Raw genomic sequence first — 14,805 nt, 5'->3', positions numbered from 1 at the left:
CCCCTCATCCAGGAGCACCGTCATGGCCCTGCACCGCCTCACCCAGATCGTCATGGGCGTCCCCAACCCCGAGGAGACCGCCGCCTACTACACCGACTTCGGCCTCACCCCGCGCGCGGCGGAGGAGGTCAGCGTCTTCGACGCGGCCACCCCCGCGCCGACCGGTGATCACACCTTCTCCACGGTGGACGGCGGCGAGCAGCTGCGCGTCGTCCACTCCGACCGCCGGCGGCTGCTGCAGCTGGGCGTGGGCGCCGACGACCCCGACGACCTCGACCGGGTGGCGGCCTCCCTGGCCGCCCTGGACGTCCCGGTCGAGCGCACCGCGCGGGGAATCCGAGCCATCGACCCGGGCACCCAGGTGACCGTGCTCGTCGAGATCGCCGACCGCTACGACCAGGAGCCGACCCCGGCGCCGGCCTACAACACCCCGGGCGTCGACGCGCGCACCGAGAACCGCGCTCCAGGGGTCGAGCGGGAGGGCGCGGTGAAGCCGCGCAAGCTCGGCCACGTCGTGCTCGGCTCCACCGACCAGGAGTTCTCCCAGCGGTTCTTCCAGCAGGGCATCGGGTTCAAGGTCAGCGACACCGTCCCCGGCCTGGCCGCGTTCATGCGCTGCTCCACCGACCACCACAACGTCCTCGTGCAGCAGGCGCCGGTCGCCTTCCTGCACCACAGCTCCTGGCAGGTCGACGACGTCGACGAGGTCGGCCGCGGCGCCACCGCGATGCTGGAGAAGGACCCCGGCCGGCACGTCTGGGGCCTGGGCCGCCACCACGTCGGCTCCAACTTCTTCTGGTACCTCAAGGACCCGGCCGGCAACTTCTCGGAGTACTACTCCGACCTCGACTGCATCGTCGACGACGCCCTGTGGCAGCCCGGCGTCTGGGAAGGCGCCCGCGGCCTCTACAACTGGGGTCCGCCGCCGCCGCCGTCGTTCCTCGCCCCGGAGGACCTCGCCGCGCTGATGACCGGCGCTCACCAGCCCGGCTGATGATCACCGACGACTCGGTGGGGGCCCAGCGCCGACCGACCGCCGACGACGAGCACCCCGACGTGCTCGTCGTCGGCGCGGGGCCGGTCGGGCTCGTCTGCGCGCTGCTGCTCGCGCATCGCGGCTGGCAGGTCACCGTGCTGGAACGCTGGCCGGAGCCCTACGCGCAGCCCCGCGCGGTCCACTTCGACGACGAGGTGGCCCGGCTGCTGGCCGACGCCGGCCTCCGGGACCGGCTCGCGCAGCTGGCCGAGCCGGCCGACGTGTACGAGTGGCGCAACGGTGCGCAGCAGCCCCTGCTGCACTTCGACTGGTCAGGCTCGGGGCCCTCCGGCTGGCCCATCGCGTCGATGTTCCACCAGCCCGACCTCGAGGCGGCGCTGGCCACGGCGGCCGCCACCGACGGCCTGAGCGTCCTGCGCGGCTACGAGGCCGTGGAGCTGTCCGAGGCGGCGGACCGCGTGCACGTCGTCGGACGGGACAGCAGCGGCGCGCAGCGCCGGTTCTCGGCCGGCTGGGTCGTCGGCTGTGACGGCGCCAACAGCTTCGTCCGGGCCCACATGCCCACCGGTCTGACCGACCTCGGGTTCTATTTCGACTGGCTGATCGTCGACGTCGTCCCGCACGAGGCCCGGCCCTGGAACCCCACGAACCTGCAGGTCTGCGACCCAGCCCGCCCCACGACCGTGGTCTCGGGCGGCCCCGGCCGCCGGCGGTGGGAGTTCATGCGGATGCCCGGCGAGACCGCCGAGCAGCTCCACACCGAGCAGACCGCCTGGCAGTTGCTCGAGCCCTGGGGGATGACCCCCGACACGTGCACGCTCGAGCGGCACGCGCTCTACACGTTCCAGGCCCGCTGGGCCGACCAGTGGCGAGCCGGTCGGCTGCTGCTCGCAGGCGACGCCGCGCACCTCATGCCGCCCTTCGCCGGCCAGGGCATGTGCTCGGGCATCCGCGACGCAGCCAACCTGGCGTGGAAGCTCGACCTCGTGCTGCGCGGCCAGGCAGCCGACGACCTGCTCGACACCTACGGCGCCGAACGCAGCGCCCACGTGCAACACGCCATCGGCATGTCGGTCGAGCTCGGCAAGGTCATCTGCGTCACCGATCCCGACCAGGCCGCGCAGCGCGACGCCTTCATGATCAGCCAGGACGCCGACCCGGCCCGCATCCTGCCGCCGCTGCCGCCGTCCACGCTCACGACCGGGGTACTGCACCACACCCCTGCCGGGGACATCGCGCCCGGTGCAGGCGTCCTCACTCCTCAGGCCCGAGTGACCTGGCGCGGCCGGACCGGGTTGCTCGACGAGGTCGTCGGCACCGGTTTCCTGCTCGCGTGCACCGAGGACCCCGGCCGTCTGCTCGACGACGGGCAGCGGGCGTTCCTGCGCGACATCGGTGGCCACGTCCTGCACCTGGTACCGGCCGGCTCCGCCCCGGCCGATGGCGCAGGAGCCGGCGCGGCCGAGCCGGCGATCGACGTCGACGGGGTCTACCTGCCGCACCTCGCGTCAGCCGGCCATGCCGCCGCACTGGTCCGGCCCGACCACTACCTCTTCGGCAGCGCCGCCACGCCGGCCGAGCTGCCCGGACTCGTCGACGACCTGCGCCGGCAGCTGTCCGGAGGCGTGCCGACCGCCGCTGGTGCCCCCGCGGGGACGGGGACGCCGGCCATGACCCATCAGGGGATGCCCGCATGAGCGAACAGCAGGCCGACTCGGCAGCGGTGCAGGACGGCCGGGGGGCGGACGGCGAGCCGCGCCCCATCTGGAGGCCGGCCCCCGAGGTGCGCGATTCGGCCGCCATCACCCGGTTCGCCCGCTTCGTGACCGACCGGACCGGTGTCGCGTTCGACGACTACCTCGACCTGTGGGCATGGTCGGTCGAGCACCTCGAGCCGTTCTGGGCCGCGGTGTGGGACTTCTTCGACGTCCGGGCCGACGGGGAGCCGACGACGGTGCTCGCCGACGCGGCCATGCCCGGCGCCCAGTGGTTCCCCGGCACCCGGCTCAACTACGCCGAGCACGCACTGCGAGCCGGTGCCGACGACGAGGTCGCCGTCACCGCCGTCACCGAGGACGGCACGACCACGCGGACCACCTGGGAGCAGCTGCGCGCCCAGGTCGCCGCGCTGGCCGGATGGCTGCGCGGTCTCGGTGTGCAGCCCGGCGACCGGGTCGTCGGCTACCTGCCGAACGCGACCCCCACCCTGGTGGCGTTCCTGGCCACTGCCAGCGTCGGCGCGGTCTGGTCGGCCTGCGGCCAGGACTACTCCGCCTCGGGGGCGGCGGCACGGTTCTCCCAGTTGGAGCCGGTGGTGCTGTTCGCCGCCGACGGCTACAGCTGGAACGGCCGGGCCCACGACCGGCGCGACGAGGTCGCCGCGCTGCAGCGGGCGCTGCCCACGCTGCGGGCCACGGTGCACGTGCCGCACCTCGGGCTGCCGGCCGGAACCGGCGACACCACGTGGCAGCAGGCGGTCGGGACACCGGCGGAGCCGCGCTTCGAGCGGGTCGCCGTCGACGCACCGCTGTGGGTGCTGTTCTCCTCGGGCACCACCGGCCTGCCCAAGGGCATCGTGCACGGTCACGGCGGCGTCCTCCTCGAGCACCTGAAACTGCTCGACCTGCACCTGGACGCCGGCCGGGGTCGGCCGCTGTTCTGGTACACCACGACCAACTGGATGATGTGGAACCTCGTCGCCTCCGGCCTGCTGGTCGGTGCGCCGGTGGTGCTCTACGACGGCAGCCCGAGCCATCCGGACCCGGCGCGGCTGTGGCGCATCGCCGCCGAGCACCGGGTGGCCGTCCTCGGGGTCAGCCCGGGCTACCTGCTGGCCAGCGCCAAGGCCGGCCTGCACCCGGGCCGCGACCTCGACCTGAGCGCGCTGCGCACGATCGGCTGCACCGGAGCGCCGCTGCCGGCCTCGGCCTATCCGTGGGTCCGGGACGCCGTCGGTTCCGGGATCCAGCTCGCCTCGACCAGCGGCGGGACCGACGTCGTCGGCGGCTTCGCCGGCAGCGCGCCCACCACGCCGGTCTGGGCGGGGGAGATCTCCGCGCCCATGCTCGGCGTCGCGCTGCAGGCCTGGAACGCCGAGGGGCGCCCGGTCGTCGGCGAGGTGGGGGAGCTGGTGGTCACCAAGCCGATGCCGTCGATGCCGCTGTTCTTCTGGAACGACCCGGACGGCGTCCGCTACCGGGAGGCCTACTTCGGCACCTTTCCCGGAGTGTGGCGGCACGGCGACTGGATGGAGGTCACCGAGCGGGGCAGCGTCGTTGTCTCCGGCCGGTCGGACTCCACGCTGAACCGGCACGGCGTACGCCTGGGCAGCGCCGACATCTACGCCGCCATCGACAAGCTGCCCCAGGTGATCGACTCACTGGTGGTCGGCGCCGAACTCGCCGACGGCGGCTACTGGCTGGTGCTCTTCGTCGTGATGGCCGACGGAGCAGCGCTCGACGACGAGCTGACCGACGTGATCAGGACGGCGATCCGCGCGCAGGCCTCGCCCCGGCACGTGCCGGACGACGTCGTCGCGGTCGCCGCCCTGCCGCACACCCGCACCGGCAAGAAGCTGGAGATCCCGGTCAAGCGGCTGATCCAGGGCCATCCCCTCGAGAAGGTCGCCAGTCCGGACGCCGTCGACGACTACGACGCGCTGGCCGCCTTCGGCCGCTACGCCGGTGGACCGGTGGGGAAGCGGGCGGGTCGATGACCTCGTCGGGCGAGCAGGCGGTCTCAACGTCCTGCTGACCGAACGCGCTTCCCTCGACCTCGCCCAGTGGGCCGAGATGCGCGCGGCGTTCCTCGACGACGCCCAGGTGCGGGTGCGACGCCGCGGTGCATGCGCGTGCGGCGTTGGACGGCGTCGACGTCACCACCTACGGGCGGATCTACTGGCGCGCCCGGCAGCAGGACGGTCGGTGGCGGATCGCCGGCCTGGAGATGCTTTACCACAAGGACACGCTCACCCCGGCGACCCGACCCGGACGCTCGACCCCGCCGGCACGGCCGCGGCGGAGCGCTTCCGGCCGAGCCACCGCTACCTCGCGATGGTGCTGCACGCCATGGGGCAAGAGATCGGATCTCGTCGAGGCCTGCTCGCCGACCACAGCACATGGCTGGCCTGACGGGTCGAACCGAGACGGACTACTGAATCGCAGGCACGGGTGCGGCAGTCAGCGATCGGCTCCCGCATCGTGGAAGGCCGCAGGCGGAGCGCCGCTCCCCATGACTGAGCATTCGCTGCGCACCTCGGGTTCCTGACCTGCAGGAACACCGGGGGTGATCGAGTGTCCGAGGGGCGACACGCCACATACGCACACGGCTACCGCTGGCCGGGCTGAGCGGTGGGCGATCGCCACCCGGAACGCATCAGACCTCTCCTCCGCGGCCGCCCCCTTCCGGTACCGGACGCCCACCCGTGCGGTCAGCCAGTGCCGGCCCGCGACGGCCAGCCGGGCGCTCCGAGTTCCCGCGAGATCGCTCGGGCGGCCTCCCGCACCGCGTCGCGCACCGACTGGTCGACCGGCCACGCCCCGGACGGCACGACGACGCCGATCGCGCCGGCGACGTCGGCGTGGGCGTCGAAGACCGGCGCCGCGACTCCGCACTCGCCGAGCAGCGCTTCTTCCACCTCCTCGGCCAGCCCCGTGGCTCGGACCGACTCCAGTTCGGCCTCCAGCGCCTCCCGGGAGGTGATCGTGTCGCCGGTCATGCTGCGCAGCGGTGCCCGCCCAACGGGTCGGCCGTCAGGCCCGGTGAACGCCAGGATCGCCTTGCCCAGCGCGCTCGCGTGGGCGGGGATGACCATGCCGACCTCGGGCATCTGCCGGCTGCCGTCGGGCCGCGGCTCGTGGTGGATGATCACGACGTCGTCGAGGAGCAGGACGGCGGTGCGGACGGCGAAGCCGGTGCGCCGGGCGACGTCCTCCGCCCACGGGATCGCCTTGGACCGCAGCTCGATCGTGTCCAGGTAGACGTTGCCGAGCCGCAGCACCGCCGGGCCGAGCTGGTAGCGGTTCGACCCGCGCTCCTGCACGACCAGGCCGTGCGCCACCAGCGTGCGCACCAGGCCGTGCACGGTGGACGGCGGCAGTTCGAGTCGGGTGGCCAGTTCCGAGAGGGCCATCCGGCGGGAACCCTGCAGTGCGGTGAGCACGCGCACGGCACGGTCGACCGACTGGATCACGCCCGCCTCCCGTCTGCGGTTCGCCGAAAAAACTCCGCCCAGGGTCCCTTGTCGAGCATGAACCCCATATGTAATCTACGCCACACGTTCGACGATGTCGAACGCCATTCGGGGAACCAGTCCGAGCGCATCCGGTGTCGTGGAGGACCCCATGCTCGACGAAACAACCCTCGCCCAGCGCCTGGTCGCCGAGTTCTTCGGCACCGCCTTCCTGGTGTTCATCGGCGTCGGGGCCGTGCCCGCGACGCTGATCGTGAACGGCGACTCGCCGTTCACCATGGCCGATCTCGGGGTCATCTCCCTGGCGTTCGGCACGGTCGTCGTGGCCACCGTGTACGCCCTCGGCCACGTCAGCGGCAACCACATCAACCCGGCGGTCACCCTGGGGCTCGCCGTCACCGGCAAGTTTCCGTGGGCCGAGGTGCCGGCCTACCTCGCCGCCCAGGTGGCGGGCGCCGTCGCCGGGGCCGGCGCCATCCTCGCCGTGCTCGGCCACAAGGCCAGCGAGGTCGGCCTGGGCGTCGCCAGCTACGGCGACATCAGCTGGACCCAGGCGTTCGCCGCCGAGTTCGTCGGCACGTTCATCCTGGTGTTCACCGTCTTCGGCGTCATCCACCGCAAGGCGGCCGCCGGCTTCGCGGGCATGGCGATCGGCCTGGTCGTCTTCGCCGTCATCATCCCCGTGGCCCCGGCGACCGGCGCCTCGATCAACCCGGCGCGCACGTTCGGGCCCATGCTGGTGCAGCAGCTCGCGGGCGGTGACGTGAAGTGGAACCAGTTGCCGGTGTACCTCATCGCCGAACTGCTGGCCGGCGTGGTCGCCGCGCTCGCCTATGGCCTCATCGCGCGGACGCCGGCCGACCGCGCAGCCGCTCCCGGCGTCGACCTCGCCGCCCCCTCCGACGACCGCGTCAGCGCGGCCGCCTCCTGACCCGCCCACCCCGCTGACAGGGAGGACCCACGCCATGAAGAAGCTCATCAACGACCCCGCCGACGTCGTCTCCGAGGCGCTGGCCGGGATCGAGGCCGCGCACCCCGACCTCCGGGTCGACCACGCGCACAAGGTCATCTACCGGGCGGACGCACCCCGGCCGGGCAAGGTGGGGCTGGTCTCCGGCGGCGGCTCCGGGCACGAGCCGCTGCACGGCGGCTTCGTCGGCCTCGGCATGCTCGACGCCGCCTGTGCCGGCGAGGTGTTCACCTCACCGGTGCCCGACCAGATGGTCGCGGCGACCAAGCTGGTCGACGGCGGCGCCGGCGTGCTGCACGTGGTCAAGAACTACACCGGCGACGTGCTCAACTTCGAGATGGCCGCCGAGCTCGCCGAGGCCGAGACCGGGGTCCGGGTCGTCTCCGTGGTCACTGACGACGACGTCGCGGTCCAGGACAGCACGTGGACGGCCGGCCGACGGGGGGTCGGCGTCACCGTGCTGCTGGAGAAGATCGCCGGCGCGGCGGCCGAGCAGGGTCGCTCCCTCGACGAGGTCGCCGAGGTGGCCCGCCGGGTCAACGAGCTCGGCCGCAGCATGGGCCTGGCGCTCACCAGCTGCACCGTGCCGGCGGTCGGGCACCCGACGTTCGAGCTCGGCGAGAAGGAGATGGAGCTCGGCGTCGGCATCCACGGCGAGCCCGGCCGCGAGCGGATCCCGATCGCCCCGGCGCGCGACATCGCAGCGATGCTCGTCGAGCCGATCCTCGGGGACCTGCCCTTCCGGTCCGGTGACGGCGTTGTCTGCTTCGTCAACGGGCTGGGCGGCACGCCGCTCATCGAGCTGTACGTCGTGTTCAACGAGGTGGCCCAGATCCTGGCCGGGCGGGGCGTGCAGATCGCCCGGTCGCTGGTCGGGCCGTACATCACCTCCCTTGACATGGCGGGCACCTCGGTCACGCTGCTGCGTGTCGACGACGAACTGCTCTCGCTGTGGGATGCGCCGGTGCGCACGCCGGCGCTGCGCTGGGGGGCCTGACCGCCATGGGAGGCGGCGTGACGACGGCTGAGCTCGTCGAGTGGCTGCGGGAGTTCGCCCGCCTGGTCGACGAGAACAAGGACCTCCTCACCGAGCTCGACGCGGCGATCGGGGACGCCGACCACGGCGCGAACATGCACCGCGGGCTCACCGCGGCGGTGGCCGCACTCGACGAGGCCGCCATCGATCAGGCCATCGCCACACCGGGCTCACTGTTCAAGAAGGTCGGCATGACCCTGGTGTCGACCGTCGGCGGGGCGAGCGGCCCCCTCTACGGCACGTTGTTCCTCCGGCTCGGCGGCGCTCTCGGTGACGCCGAGCCGGTGGGGCCGGAGGCGTTCGCCGCCGCGCTGCACGCCGGCCTGGACGGCGTGGTCGCCCGCGGCAAGGCGGATGCAGGCGACAAGACCATGTTCGACGCGCTCGCCCCCGCGGTCGCGGCGCTGGAAGCCGCGCTCGCCGCCGGCGAGCCGTGGGGAGGGGCGCTGCGCCGCGCATCGGAGGCGGCCGACGCCGGGCGCGACGCGACAACGCCGATGCTCGCCCGCAAGGGCCGGGCGAGCTACCTCGGCGAGCGGAGCACCGGCCACCAGGACCCGGGCGCCACCAGCACCGCGCTGCTGCTCACGGCGGCGGTCACCGCGCTCGGCGAGCTGCCCGAGCCGGTCGGCTCGGCGGGCGGCACCGAGGGGACGACGGCGCGATGAGGCCGCCGAGCGGCGGGGGAGCGCTCGGCGTCGGCATCGTCGTCGTCTCGCACAGCCGGGCGCTGGCGCAGGCGGCGGTGGCCCTGGCCGGCGAGATGGTGCACGGCGCCGAGCCGCGGATCGCCATCGCCGCTGGCCTCGACGACACCACCTTCGGCACCGACGCCGTGCAGATCGCCACCGCGATCGAGCAGGTCGACGGCGAGGCCGGCGTGGTCGTGCTCATGGACCTCGGCAGCGCGGTGCTCAGCGCCGAATTCGCCCTCGACCTGCTGCCCGACGACGTCCGCGGCCGCGCACTGCTCTGCCCGGCCCCTCTCGTCGAGGGCCTGGTGGTCGCGGCCGTGGCGGCGGCCGGCGGGGCGGGCCGGCAGGAAGTCGCCGACGAGGCCCGGGCGGCGCTGCTGGCCAAGGCGGCGCACCTCGAGCCCGAGACCGGCGCAGCCGCTCCGGAAACCGTCGCCGAGGCGGGGCCGAGCGCCAGCTTCACCGTCGAGAACCCCCACGGGCTGCACGCCCGGCCGGCGGCCCGGCTGGTGGCTGAGGTCCGCCGTCTCGACGCCACGGTCACCGTGCGCAACGTGACCACCGGCGGGGAGCCGGTGCCGGCGGCCAGCCTGAGCCGGGTGGCCACGCTCGGCGCCCTGCAGGGTCACGAGGTCGAGGTGACCGCCACCGGCCGGCAGGCCGGGCTCGCGGTCGACCACGTGCTCGCCCTCGCGGCCCGCCGCTTCGGCGAAGACGTCGACGATGACCAGGCGGCGGCGGAGCTCCCGGCTGCCGAGCCGGTTCCCACCGGCGAGCCGAGGCCGGCGTCCCCGGGCATCGGGATGGGCCCGGTGCGCCGGCTCGCCTCTGCCCTCGAGGTGCCCGACGACGCGCCGACCGGCCCGCCCGTGGCCGAGTGGCGGCGACTGGTCGAGGGGATCGCCGACGCCCGCCGCGACGTCGAGCGGCTGCGCACCGCCGCGGCCCAGAGCGGCGGGCCCGAGGCAGCCGGGATCTTCGAGGCGCACCTGCTGCTGCTCGACGACGCCGAGCTGCTCGGCCCGGTGCGGAGGCGGATCGACGCCGGCGGCGCCGCGCCGGCCGCCTGGGCTGCGGGGGTTGCGGCCGTCGCCGAGCGGTGGTCGGCGCTGACCGACCCGTACCTGCGGGCACGGGCCGCCGACGTCCGCGCGGTGGGGGAGCAGGTGCTCCGGGCACTGGCCGGCGAGAGCGCTGCCGCGCCGGTGGCGGTGGACGGCGTGCTGGTGGCCGACGACCTGACGCCGGGCCAGGCCGCCGTCCTCGACCCGGCCCGGGTGCGGGCCGTCGTCCTGGCGGGCGGCAGCCCGACCTCGCACGCGAGCATCCTGATCCGCTCGCTCGGCATCCCGGCCGTGTGCGGCGCCGGCAGCGCCGTACTGGACCTGGCCGAGGACTCCGAACTGGTGGTCGACGGAACGGCCGGCCGGATCGTCGCCGCGCCCGACCGCGCGACGCTGGAGCTGTACCGCGACCGGGCGGCCCGCGCCGCCGAGCAGCGGATCCGTGAGGCGGCCGACGCGGCGCGGCCCGCGGTCACCGGCGACGGCGCCGTCGTGGAGGTCGCCGCCAATCTCGCCTCTGCCGCGGAGGCCCGGGCAGCAGCCGCCGCCGGGGCCGACGGTGCCGGCCTCATCCGGACCGAGCTGGCCTTCCTCGACCGGGAGCGGCCGCCCGCCACCGACGAGCAGGAGCGCGAGTACCGCGCGATGGCCGAGGCGTTCGGTGGCCGGCCGATCACCGTTCGCACGCTCGACGTCGGCGGCGACAAGCCGCTGCCGTACCTGCCGCAGCCGGCCGAGGCCAACCCCTACCTCGGGCTGCGCGGCCTGCGGCTCTCGCTGACCCGGCCGGAGCTGCTCACCGAGCAGCTGACCGCGATCTGCCGGATAGCCGGCACGGCGCCGGTCAAGGTGATGTTCCCGATGGTCAGCACGGTCGACGAGCTGCTCGCCGCCCGGCGACTGCTCGACGCGGTGGGACGTCCGCCGGCACTGCAGGTCGGGATCATGGTCGAGGTTCCGGCCGCCGCGCTGTCGATCGACGCCTTCCTGCCCCACGTCGACTTCGTCAGCATCGGCACCAACGACCTGACCCAGTACACGCTGGCCGCCGAGCGCGGCAACGCACGGGTGGCGCACCTGGCCGACCCGCTCGACCCGGCGGTGCTGCGGCTGATCGCCGAGGTCGGCCGGCGCGCCGCCGGACGGGTGCCGGTGTCGGTGTGCGGCGAGGTCGCTGCCGACCCGCTGGCAGTGCCGCTGCTGCTCGGCGCCGGGGTGACCGAGCTCAGCGTCGCCGTCTCCGCCGTCCCGGCGGTGAAGGCGGCGGTGCGGGCGCTCGACCTTCGCGACTGCATCGACCTGGCCAAGCGCTGCCTCGAGGCGACCAGCGCCGCCGAGGTGCGCCGCCTGGCCACGGAGTTCGGTCAGTCGGCGCGCGGGGAACCGTAGCCGCCGGCAGCCGAGCGGCCAGCTCTGCTCCAGGCACGATGAGGCCCCGCGCTCAACGACCGCGGGGCCTTCTCCTGTGTCCGAGGGGCGACACCGTACATATGCACACGGCTGGGTCTCACGGTCGCCTAGGTGCACCGCGGGTGGTTGCCACGGGGAACGAGGCGTTCCGGCGCGGTTCACCAGGCGCAGGCCCACCGGAACCTGCGCCGTCCCGTATGCGGACCGCACGGCCACCCCATGGCGTTGTCCACGTGTGTCGCGTATGTGCCGGGCGCCGGCTGCCGGTGACGGGACCGGCAGCCGGCCCGGATGCTCCGGCCCGCGGGGTGCGGGCCGGAGCACCCGGCCAGGTGGTGCCTACCGCAGGTCGAAGCGGTCGAGCTCCATGACCTTGACCCAGGCGGCGACGAAGTCGCGCACGAACTTCTCCTTCGCGTCGTCGGCCGAGTAGACCTCGACGATGCCGCGCAGGATCGAGTTCGAGCCGAACACCAGGTCGGCCGCGGTGGCGGTGCGCACGACGGTGCCGTCTGCGTCCCGGCCCTCGTAGACGCCCTCGGTGTCGACCGAGGTACGCCACGAGATGCCGAGGTCGAGCAGGTTGCGGAAGAAGTCCTGCGACAGCACGCCCGGGCGGTCGGTGAAGACGCCGTGCTGCACGCCGCCGGTGTTGGCGCCGAGCACGCGCAGGCCGCCGACGAGCAGGGTCATCTCCTTGGCGGTCAGCTCGAGCATGTACGCCTTGTCGACCAGGAGCGTCTCCGGCGCGAGCTTGCTGCCCGGCTTGACCCAGTTGCGGAAGCCGTCGGCCCGCGGCTCGAGCCACCGGAAGTTGTCGACGTCGGTCTGCTCCTGCGAGGCGTCGGTGCGGCCGGGCGTGAACGGCACGGTGACCTGCACGCCGGCGTCCGCCGCAGCCTTCTCCACCGCCGCGGTGCCGCCGAGCACGATGAGGTCGGCGAGCGAGACCTTCTTGCCGGTCTGCTGCTCGAACTCCTTCTTCAGCTGCTCGAGCACCGGCAGCACATCGCGGACGCCCTCGTTGACCGCCCAGTTGATCTGTGGCTCGAGGCGCAGCCGGGCGCCGTTGGCGCCACCGCGCTTGTCCGTGCCGCGGTAGGACGCGGCGGCGGACCAGGCCGTGTGCACCAGCTGCGGGACGCTCAGGCCGGAGGAGAGCAGGCGCTGCTTGAGGTCGGCGATCTCCGCCTCGCCCACGAGCTCGTGGTCGACGGCCGGAACCGGGTCCTGCCAGATGAGGTCCTCGCTGGGCACGTCCGGGCCGAGGTAGCGGCTCTTCGGGCCCATGTCGCGGTGCAGCAGCTTGAACCAGGCGCGGGCGTACTGGTCGGCGAAATACTCGGGGTCGTTGTAGAAGCGCTGCGAGATCTCGCGGAACCCGGGGTCCATGATGAGCGCCAGGTCGGTGGTCGCCATCATCGGCGGGTTCTTCTTGCCCTCGATGTGCGCGTCGGGGACGAGCTCCTGCGCCTCGGGGTTCTTCGGCCTCCACTGCTTGGCGCCGGCGGGGCTCTCGGTGAGCTCCCACTCGTAGCTGAACAGCATCTCGAAGAAGGTGTTGTCCCACTTCGTGGGCGTCGGCGTCCAGGCACCCTCGAGACCGCTGGTGATGGTGTCGGGGCCCTTGCCGGTGCCGTGCTGGCTGATCCAGCCCAGCCCGTTGCCGTGGACGGGGCAGCCCTCGGGCTCGGGCCCGACGAGCTCGGGGTTGCCCGCGCCGTGGGTCTTGCCGAAGGTGTGCCCGCCGGCGATGAGAGCGACGGTCTCCTCGTCGGTCATGCCCATCCGGCTGAAGGTCACCCGGATGTCGTGGGCGGAGGCGACCGGGTCGGCGCTGCCCTTCGGGCCCTCCGGGTTGACGTAGATCAGGCCCATGGTGACCGCGGCGAGGTGACCCTCGTCGAGGTCGAGCGGGTCGTCGCCGCTGTAGCGCTCGTCGCCCAGCCAGGTGTCCTCCGGGCCCCAGAAGATCTCCGGCGGCTGCCAGACGTCCTCGCGGCCGAAGGCGAAACCGAAGGTCTTCAGGCCCATGTCGTCGTGCGCGACGTTGCCGGCCAGCAGGAGCAGGTCGGCCCAGGAGAGCTTGCGGCCGTACTTCTGCTTGATCGGCAGCAGCAGGCGGCGGGCCTTGTCCAGGTTGGCGTTGTCCGGCCAGCTGTTGAGCGGGGCGAAGCGCTGCGCGCCGGTGTTGCCGCTGCCGCGGCCGTCGGCGATGCGATAGGTGCCGGCGGCGTGCCACGACATGCGGATGAACAGCGGGCCGTAGTGCCCCCAGTCGGCCGGCCACCAGTCCTGCGAGGTCCGCATCGCCTGGGCGACGTCACGCTTGACCGCTTCGACGTCGAGCTTCGCGAACTCGGCGCGGTAGTCGAAGTCGTCGCCCAGCGGGTCGGAGTCCTTCGAGGGCTTGTTCAGCACCGACAGGTCGACCTGGTTGGGCCACCAGTCCCGGTTGCTCTGGGGGCGGCGGTTCGTGACCTGGGTCGGCGAGGGGATCGCCGGGTTCTCGCTCTCGCTGGTGCTGTGCGTGTGGTTCTTGTCGACCTCGTTCGTCACTGCTTACCTCTCTGGGCGGTCGAGCGGGGGGCGGAGGGTCGGCTGTCCGTGCAGGACGGGCAGCGTCCCCAGAACACGACCTCGGCCTCGTCGATGGCGAAGCCGGCGTCGTCGGACGGGGTCAGACAGGGTGCGGCGCCGATCGTGCAGTCGACGTCGACGATCGTGCCGCAGTCGCGGCAGGCCAGGTGGTGGTGGTTGTCACCGACCCGCGCCTCGTAGCGCGCTGGCGAGCCCTGCGGCTGGATGCGTCGCACCAGACCGCAGTCGGTCAGGACGCGCAGCACGTCGTACACCGCCTGGTGCGACACCGCATCCAGTCGGGCGCGGGTGGCGCCGATCAGCGCCTCGGTGTCGAGGTGTGGCTGAGCGTGGACGGCGTCCAGCACCGCCACGCGCGGCCGGGTGACCCGCAGTCCCGCGGCGCGCAGGAGACGTTCGAGGTCTGGGGCGTCCGGCACAGCGGCATCCTGACGCCTTTTCTTGAACAAGTCAAAATCGGACGTGGCGCGGTCGGCCGGCCACAAGCCGGAGACGGACTGCCGCCATCGACGCGGAAACGGTCCCCGCTACCGGAGGACGACGCCAGGGTCGACCCGCCGGTCCAGCTCGGTGACGTCGTGCGCTCGTTGGAGGAGAGCCGGCGCAGCGCGGCCGAGGTGCTCCTCGTCTCCACCCCGCCACGGGGGACGACGTGCTGGGGCCGTGCAGCGATTTCCCCCCGCGATAGGTGGTGTCTCCGGAACCCGCTGCCGGGCCGTCGGCGTGAGTTCCGCGATTCCTGAGCGCAGTCACGGCCCCACAGGATGAACTCCTGCTCGTCGCGGGCGTCGTCGATCCGGCCCACGTGGTGCGCGAGCACCGAGGTCTGCCGGGGGCCGGA

At 73.3% G+C, this 14,805-nt stretch carries 10 protein-coding genes; 7 read left to right on the top strand and 3 right to left on the bottom strand.

The genetic code is table 11. The annotated features are described in order from the left end of the window. Nucleotides 1–22 precede the first annotated feature (22 nt). Genes AB3388_RS14090 through AB3388_RS14080 form a run of 3 tightly spaced genes read left to right on the top strand, consistent with a single transcriptional unit; the run spans nucleotide 23 to nucleotide 4,712 of the window. Nucleotides 23–994: a VOC family protein gene (locus AB3388_RS14090; protein WP_495411391.1), complete on the top strand. Its 972-nt coding sequence runs from the start codon at nucleotides 23–25 to the stop codon at nucleotides 992–994. Continuing rightward, nucleotides 994–2,694 carry a bifunctional 3-(3-hydroxy-phenyl)propionate/3-hydroxycinnamic acid hydroxylase MhpA gene (gene mhpA / locus AB3388_RS14085; RefSeq protein ID WP_495411390.1) on the top strand — a complete coding sequence of 567 codons (1,701 nt, stop codon included), beginning with the start codon at nucleotides 994–996 and terminating at the stop codon, nucleotides 2,692–2,694. The genes AB3388_RS14090 and mhpA overlap by 1 nt, the downstream gene beginning before the upstream one ends. Then, the gene (locus AB3388_RS14080; protein ID WP_495411389.1) at nucleotides 2,691–4,712 is read left to right on the top strand and encodes an acetoacetate--CoA ligase; all 2,022 of its coding nucleotides are present in this window, start codon (nucleotides 2,691–2,693) and stop codon (nucleotides 4,710–4,712) included. The genes mhpA and AB3388_RS14080 overlap by 4 nt, the downstream gene beginning before the upstream one ends. Nucleotides 4,713–5,426: 714 nt before the next feature. Here AB3388_RS14080 and AB3388_RS14075 read toward each other — a convergent pair. Further along, nucleotides 5,427–6,188 carry an IclR family transcriptional regulator gene (locus AB3388_RS14075; RefSeq protein WP_495411388.1) on the bottom strand — a complete coding sequence of 254 codons (762 nt, stop codon included), beginning with the start codon at nucleotides 6,186–6,188 and terminating at the stop codon, nucleotides 5,427–5,429. A 151-nt stretch (nucleotides 6,189–6,339) separates the two neighbouring features. Between AB3388_RS14075 and AB3388_RS14070 the strand changes: the two genes are divergently transcribed. From AB3388_RS14070 to ptsP, 4 genes are read left to right on the top strand one after another with little or no spacing between them, the layout of a single operon-like run. Continuing rightward, nucleotides 6,340–7,119: an MIP/aquaporin family protein gene (locus tag AB3388_RS14070; RefSeq protein WP_495411387.1), complete on the top strand. Its 780-nt coding sequence runs from the start codon at nucleotides 6,340–6,342 to the stop codon at nucleotides 7,117–7,119. 34 nt (nucleotides 7,120–7,153) lie between these two features. Then, nucleotides 7,154–8,155, top strand: a complete 1,002-nt coding sequence (gene dhaK / locus AB3388_RS14065; RefSeq protein ID WP_495411386.1) for a dihydroxyacetone kinase subunit DhaK — start codon at nucleotides 7,154–7,156, stop codon at nucleotides 8,153–8,155. 17 nt (nucleotides 8,156–8,172) lie between these two features. After that, nucleotides 8,173–8,862 (top strand): dihydroxyacetone kinase subunit DhaL, encoded by a 690-nt coding sequence (gene dhaL / locus AB3388_RS14060; RefSeq protein WP_495411385.1) that lies wholly within the window; start codon nucleotides 8,173–8,175, stop codon nucleotides 8,860–8,862. Next, nucleotides 8,859–11,342: a phosphoenolpyruvate--protein phosphotransferase gene (ptsP, locus tag AB3388_RS14055; protein ID WP_495411384.1), complete on the top strand. Its 2,484-nt coding sequence runs from the start codon at nucleotides 8,859–8,861 to the stop codon at nucleotides 11,340–11,342. Before dhaL ends, ptsP begins: the two co-directional genes overlap by 4 nt. A gap of 360 nt (nucleotides 11,343–11,702) precedes the next feature. Here the strand turns inward: ptsP and katG are convergent, their stop codons facing one another. Together katG and AB3388_RS14045 are read right to left on the bottom strand one after the other, a co-directional pair. Beyond that, the gene (gene katG, locus AB3388_RS14050) at nucleotides 11,703–13,922 is read right to left on the bottom strand and encodes a catalase/peroxidase HPI (RefSeq protein ID WP_495411383.1); all 2,220 of its coding nucleotides are present in this window, start codon (nucleotides 13,920–13,922) and stop codon (nucleotides 11,703–11,705) included. Next, a complete protein-coding gene (locus tag AB3388_RS14045; RefSeq protein ID WP_495411464.1) occupies nucleotides 13,919–14,383 on the bottom strand; it encodes a Fur family transcriptional regulator in 465 nt (154 codons plus the stop codon). The genes katG and AB3388_RS14045 overlap by 4 nt, the downstream gene beginning before the upstream one ends. Between the last annotated feature and the right edge of the window lie 422 nt (nucleotides 14,384–14,805).

The organism is Geodermatophilus sp. SMS 5-13 (genome assembly GCF_059428245.1).
The sequence above is the reverse complement of the archived record's forward strand: the minus strand, read 5'-3'. Positions and strand labels throughout refer to the sequence as shown.

Coding starts and splice junctions, on each gene's coding strand:
- AB3388_RS14070 (WP_495411387.1), top strand. CDS start 6,340: ATGCTCGACGAAACAACCCTCGCCCAGCGCCTGGTCGCCGAGTTCTTC.
- mhpA (WP_495411390.1), top strand. CDS start 994: ATGATCACCGACGACTCGGTGGGGGCCCAGCGCCGACCGACCGCCGAC.
- AB3388_RS14090 (WP_495411391.1), top strand. CDS start 23: ATGGCCCTGCACCGCCTCACCCAGATCGTCATGGGCGTCCCCAACCCC.
- ptsP (WP_495411384.1), top strand. CDS start 8,859: ATGAGGCCGCCGAGCGGCGGGGGAGCGCTCGGCGTCGGCATCGTCGTC.
- dhaK (WP_495411386.1), top strand. CDS start 7,154: ATGAAGAAGCTCATCAACGACCCCGCCGACGTCGTCTCCGAGGCGCTG.
- AB3388_RS14080 (WP_495411389.1), top strand. CDS start 2,691: ATGAGCGAACAGCAGGCCGACTCGGCAGCGGTGCAGGACGGCCGGGGG.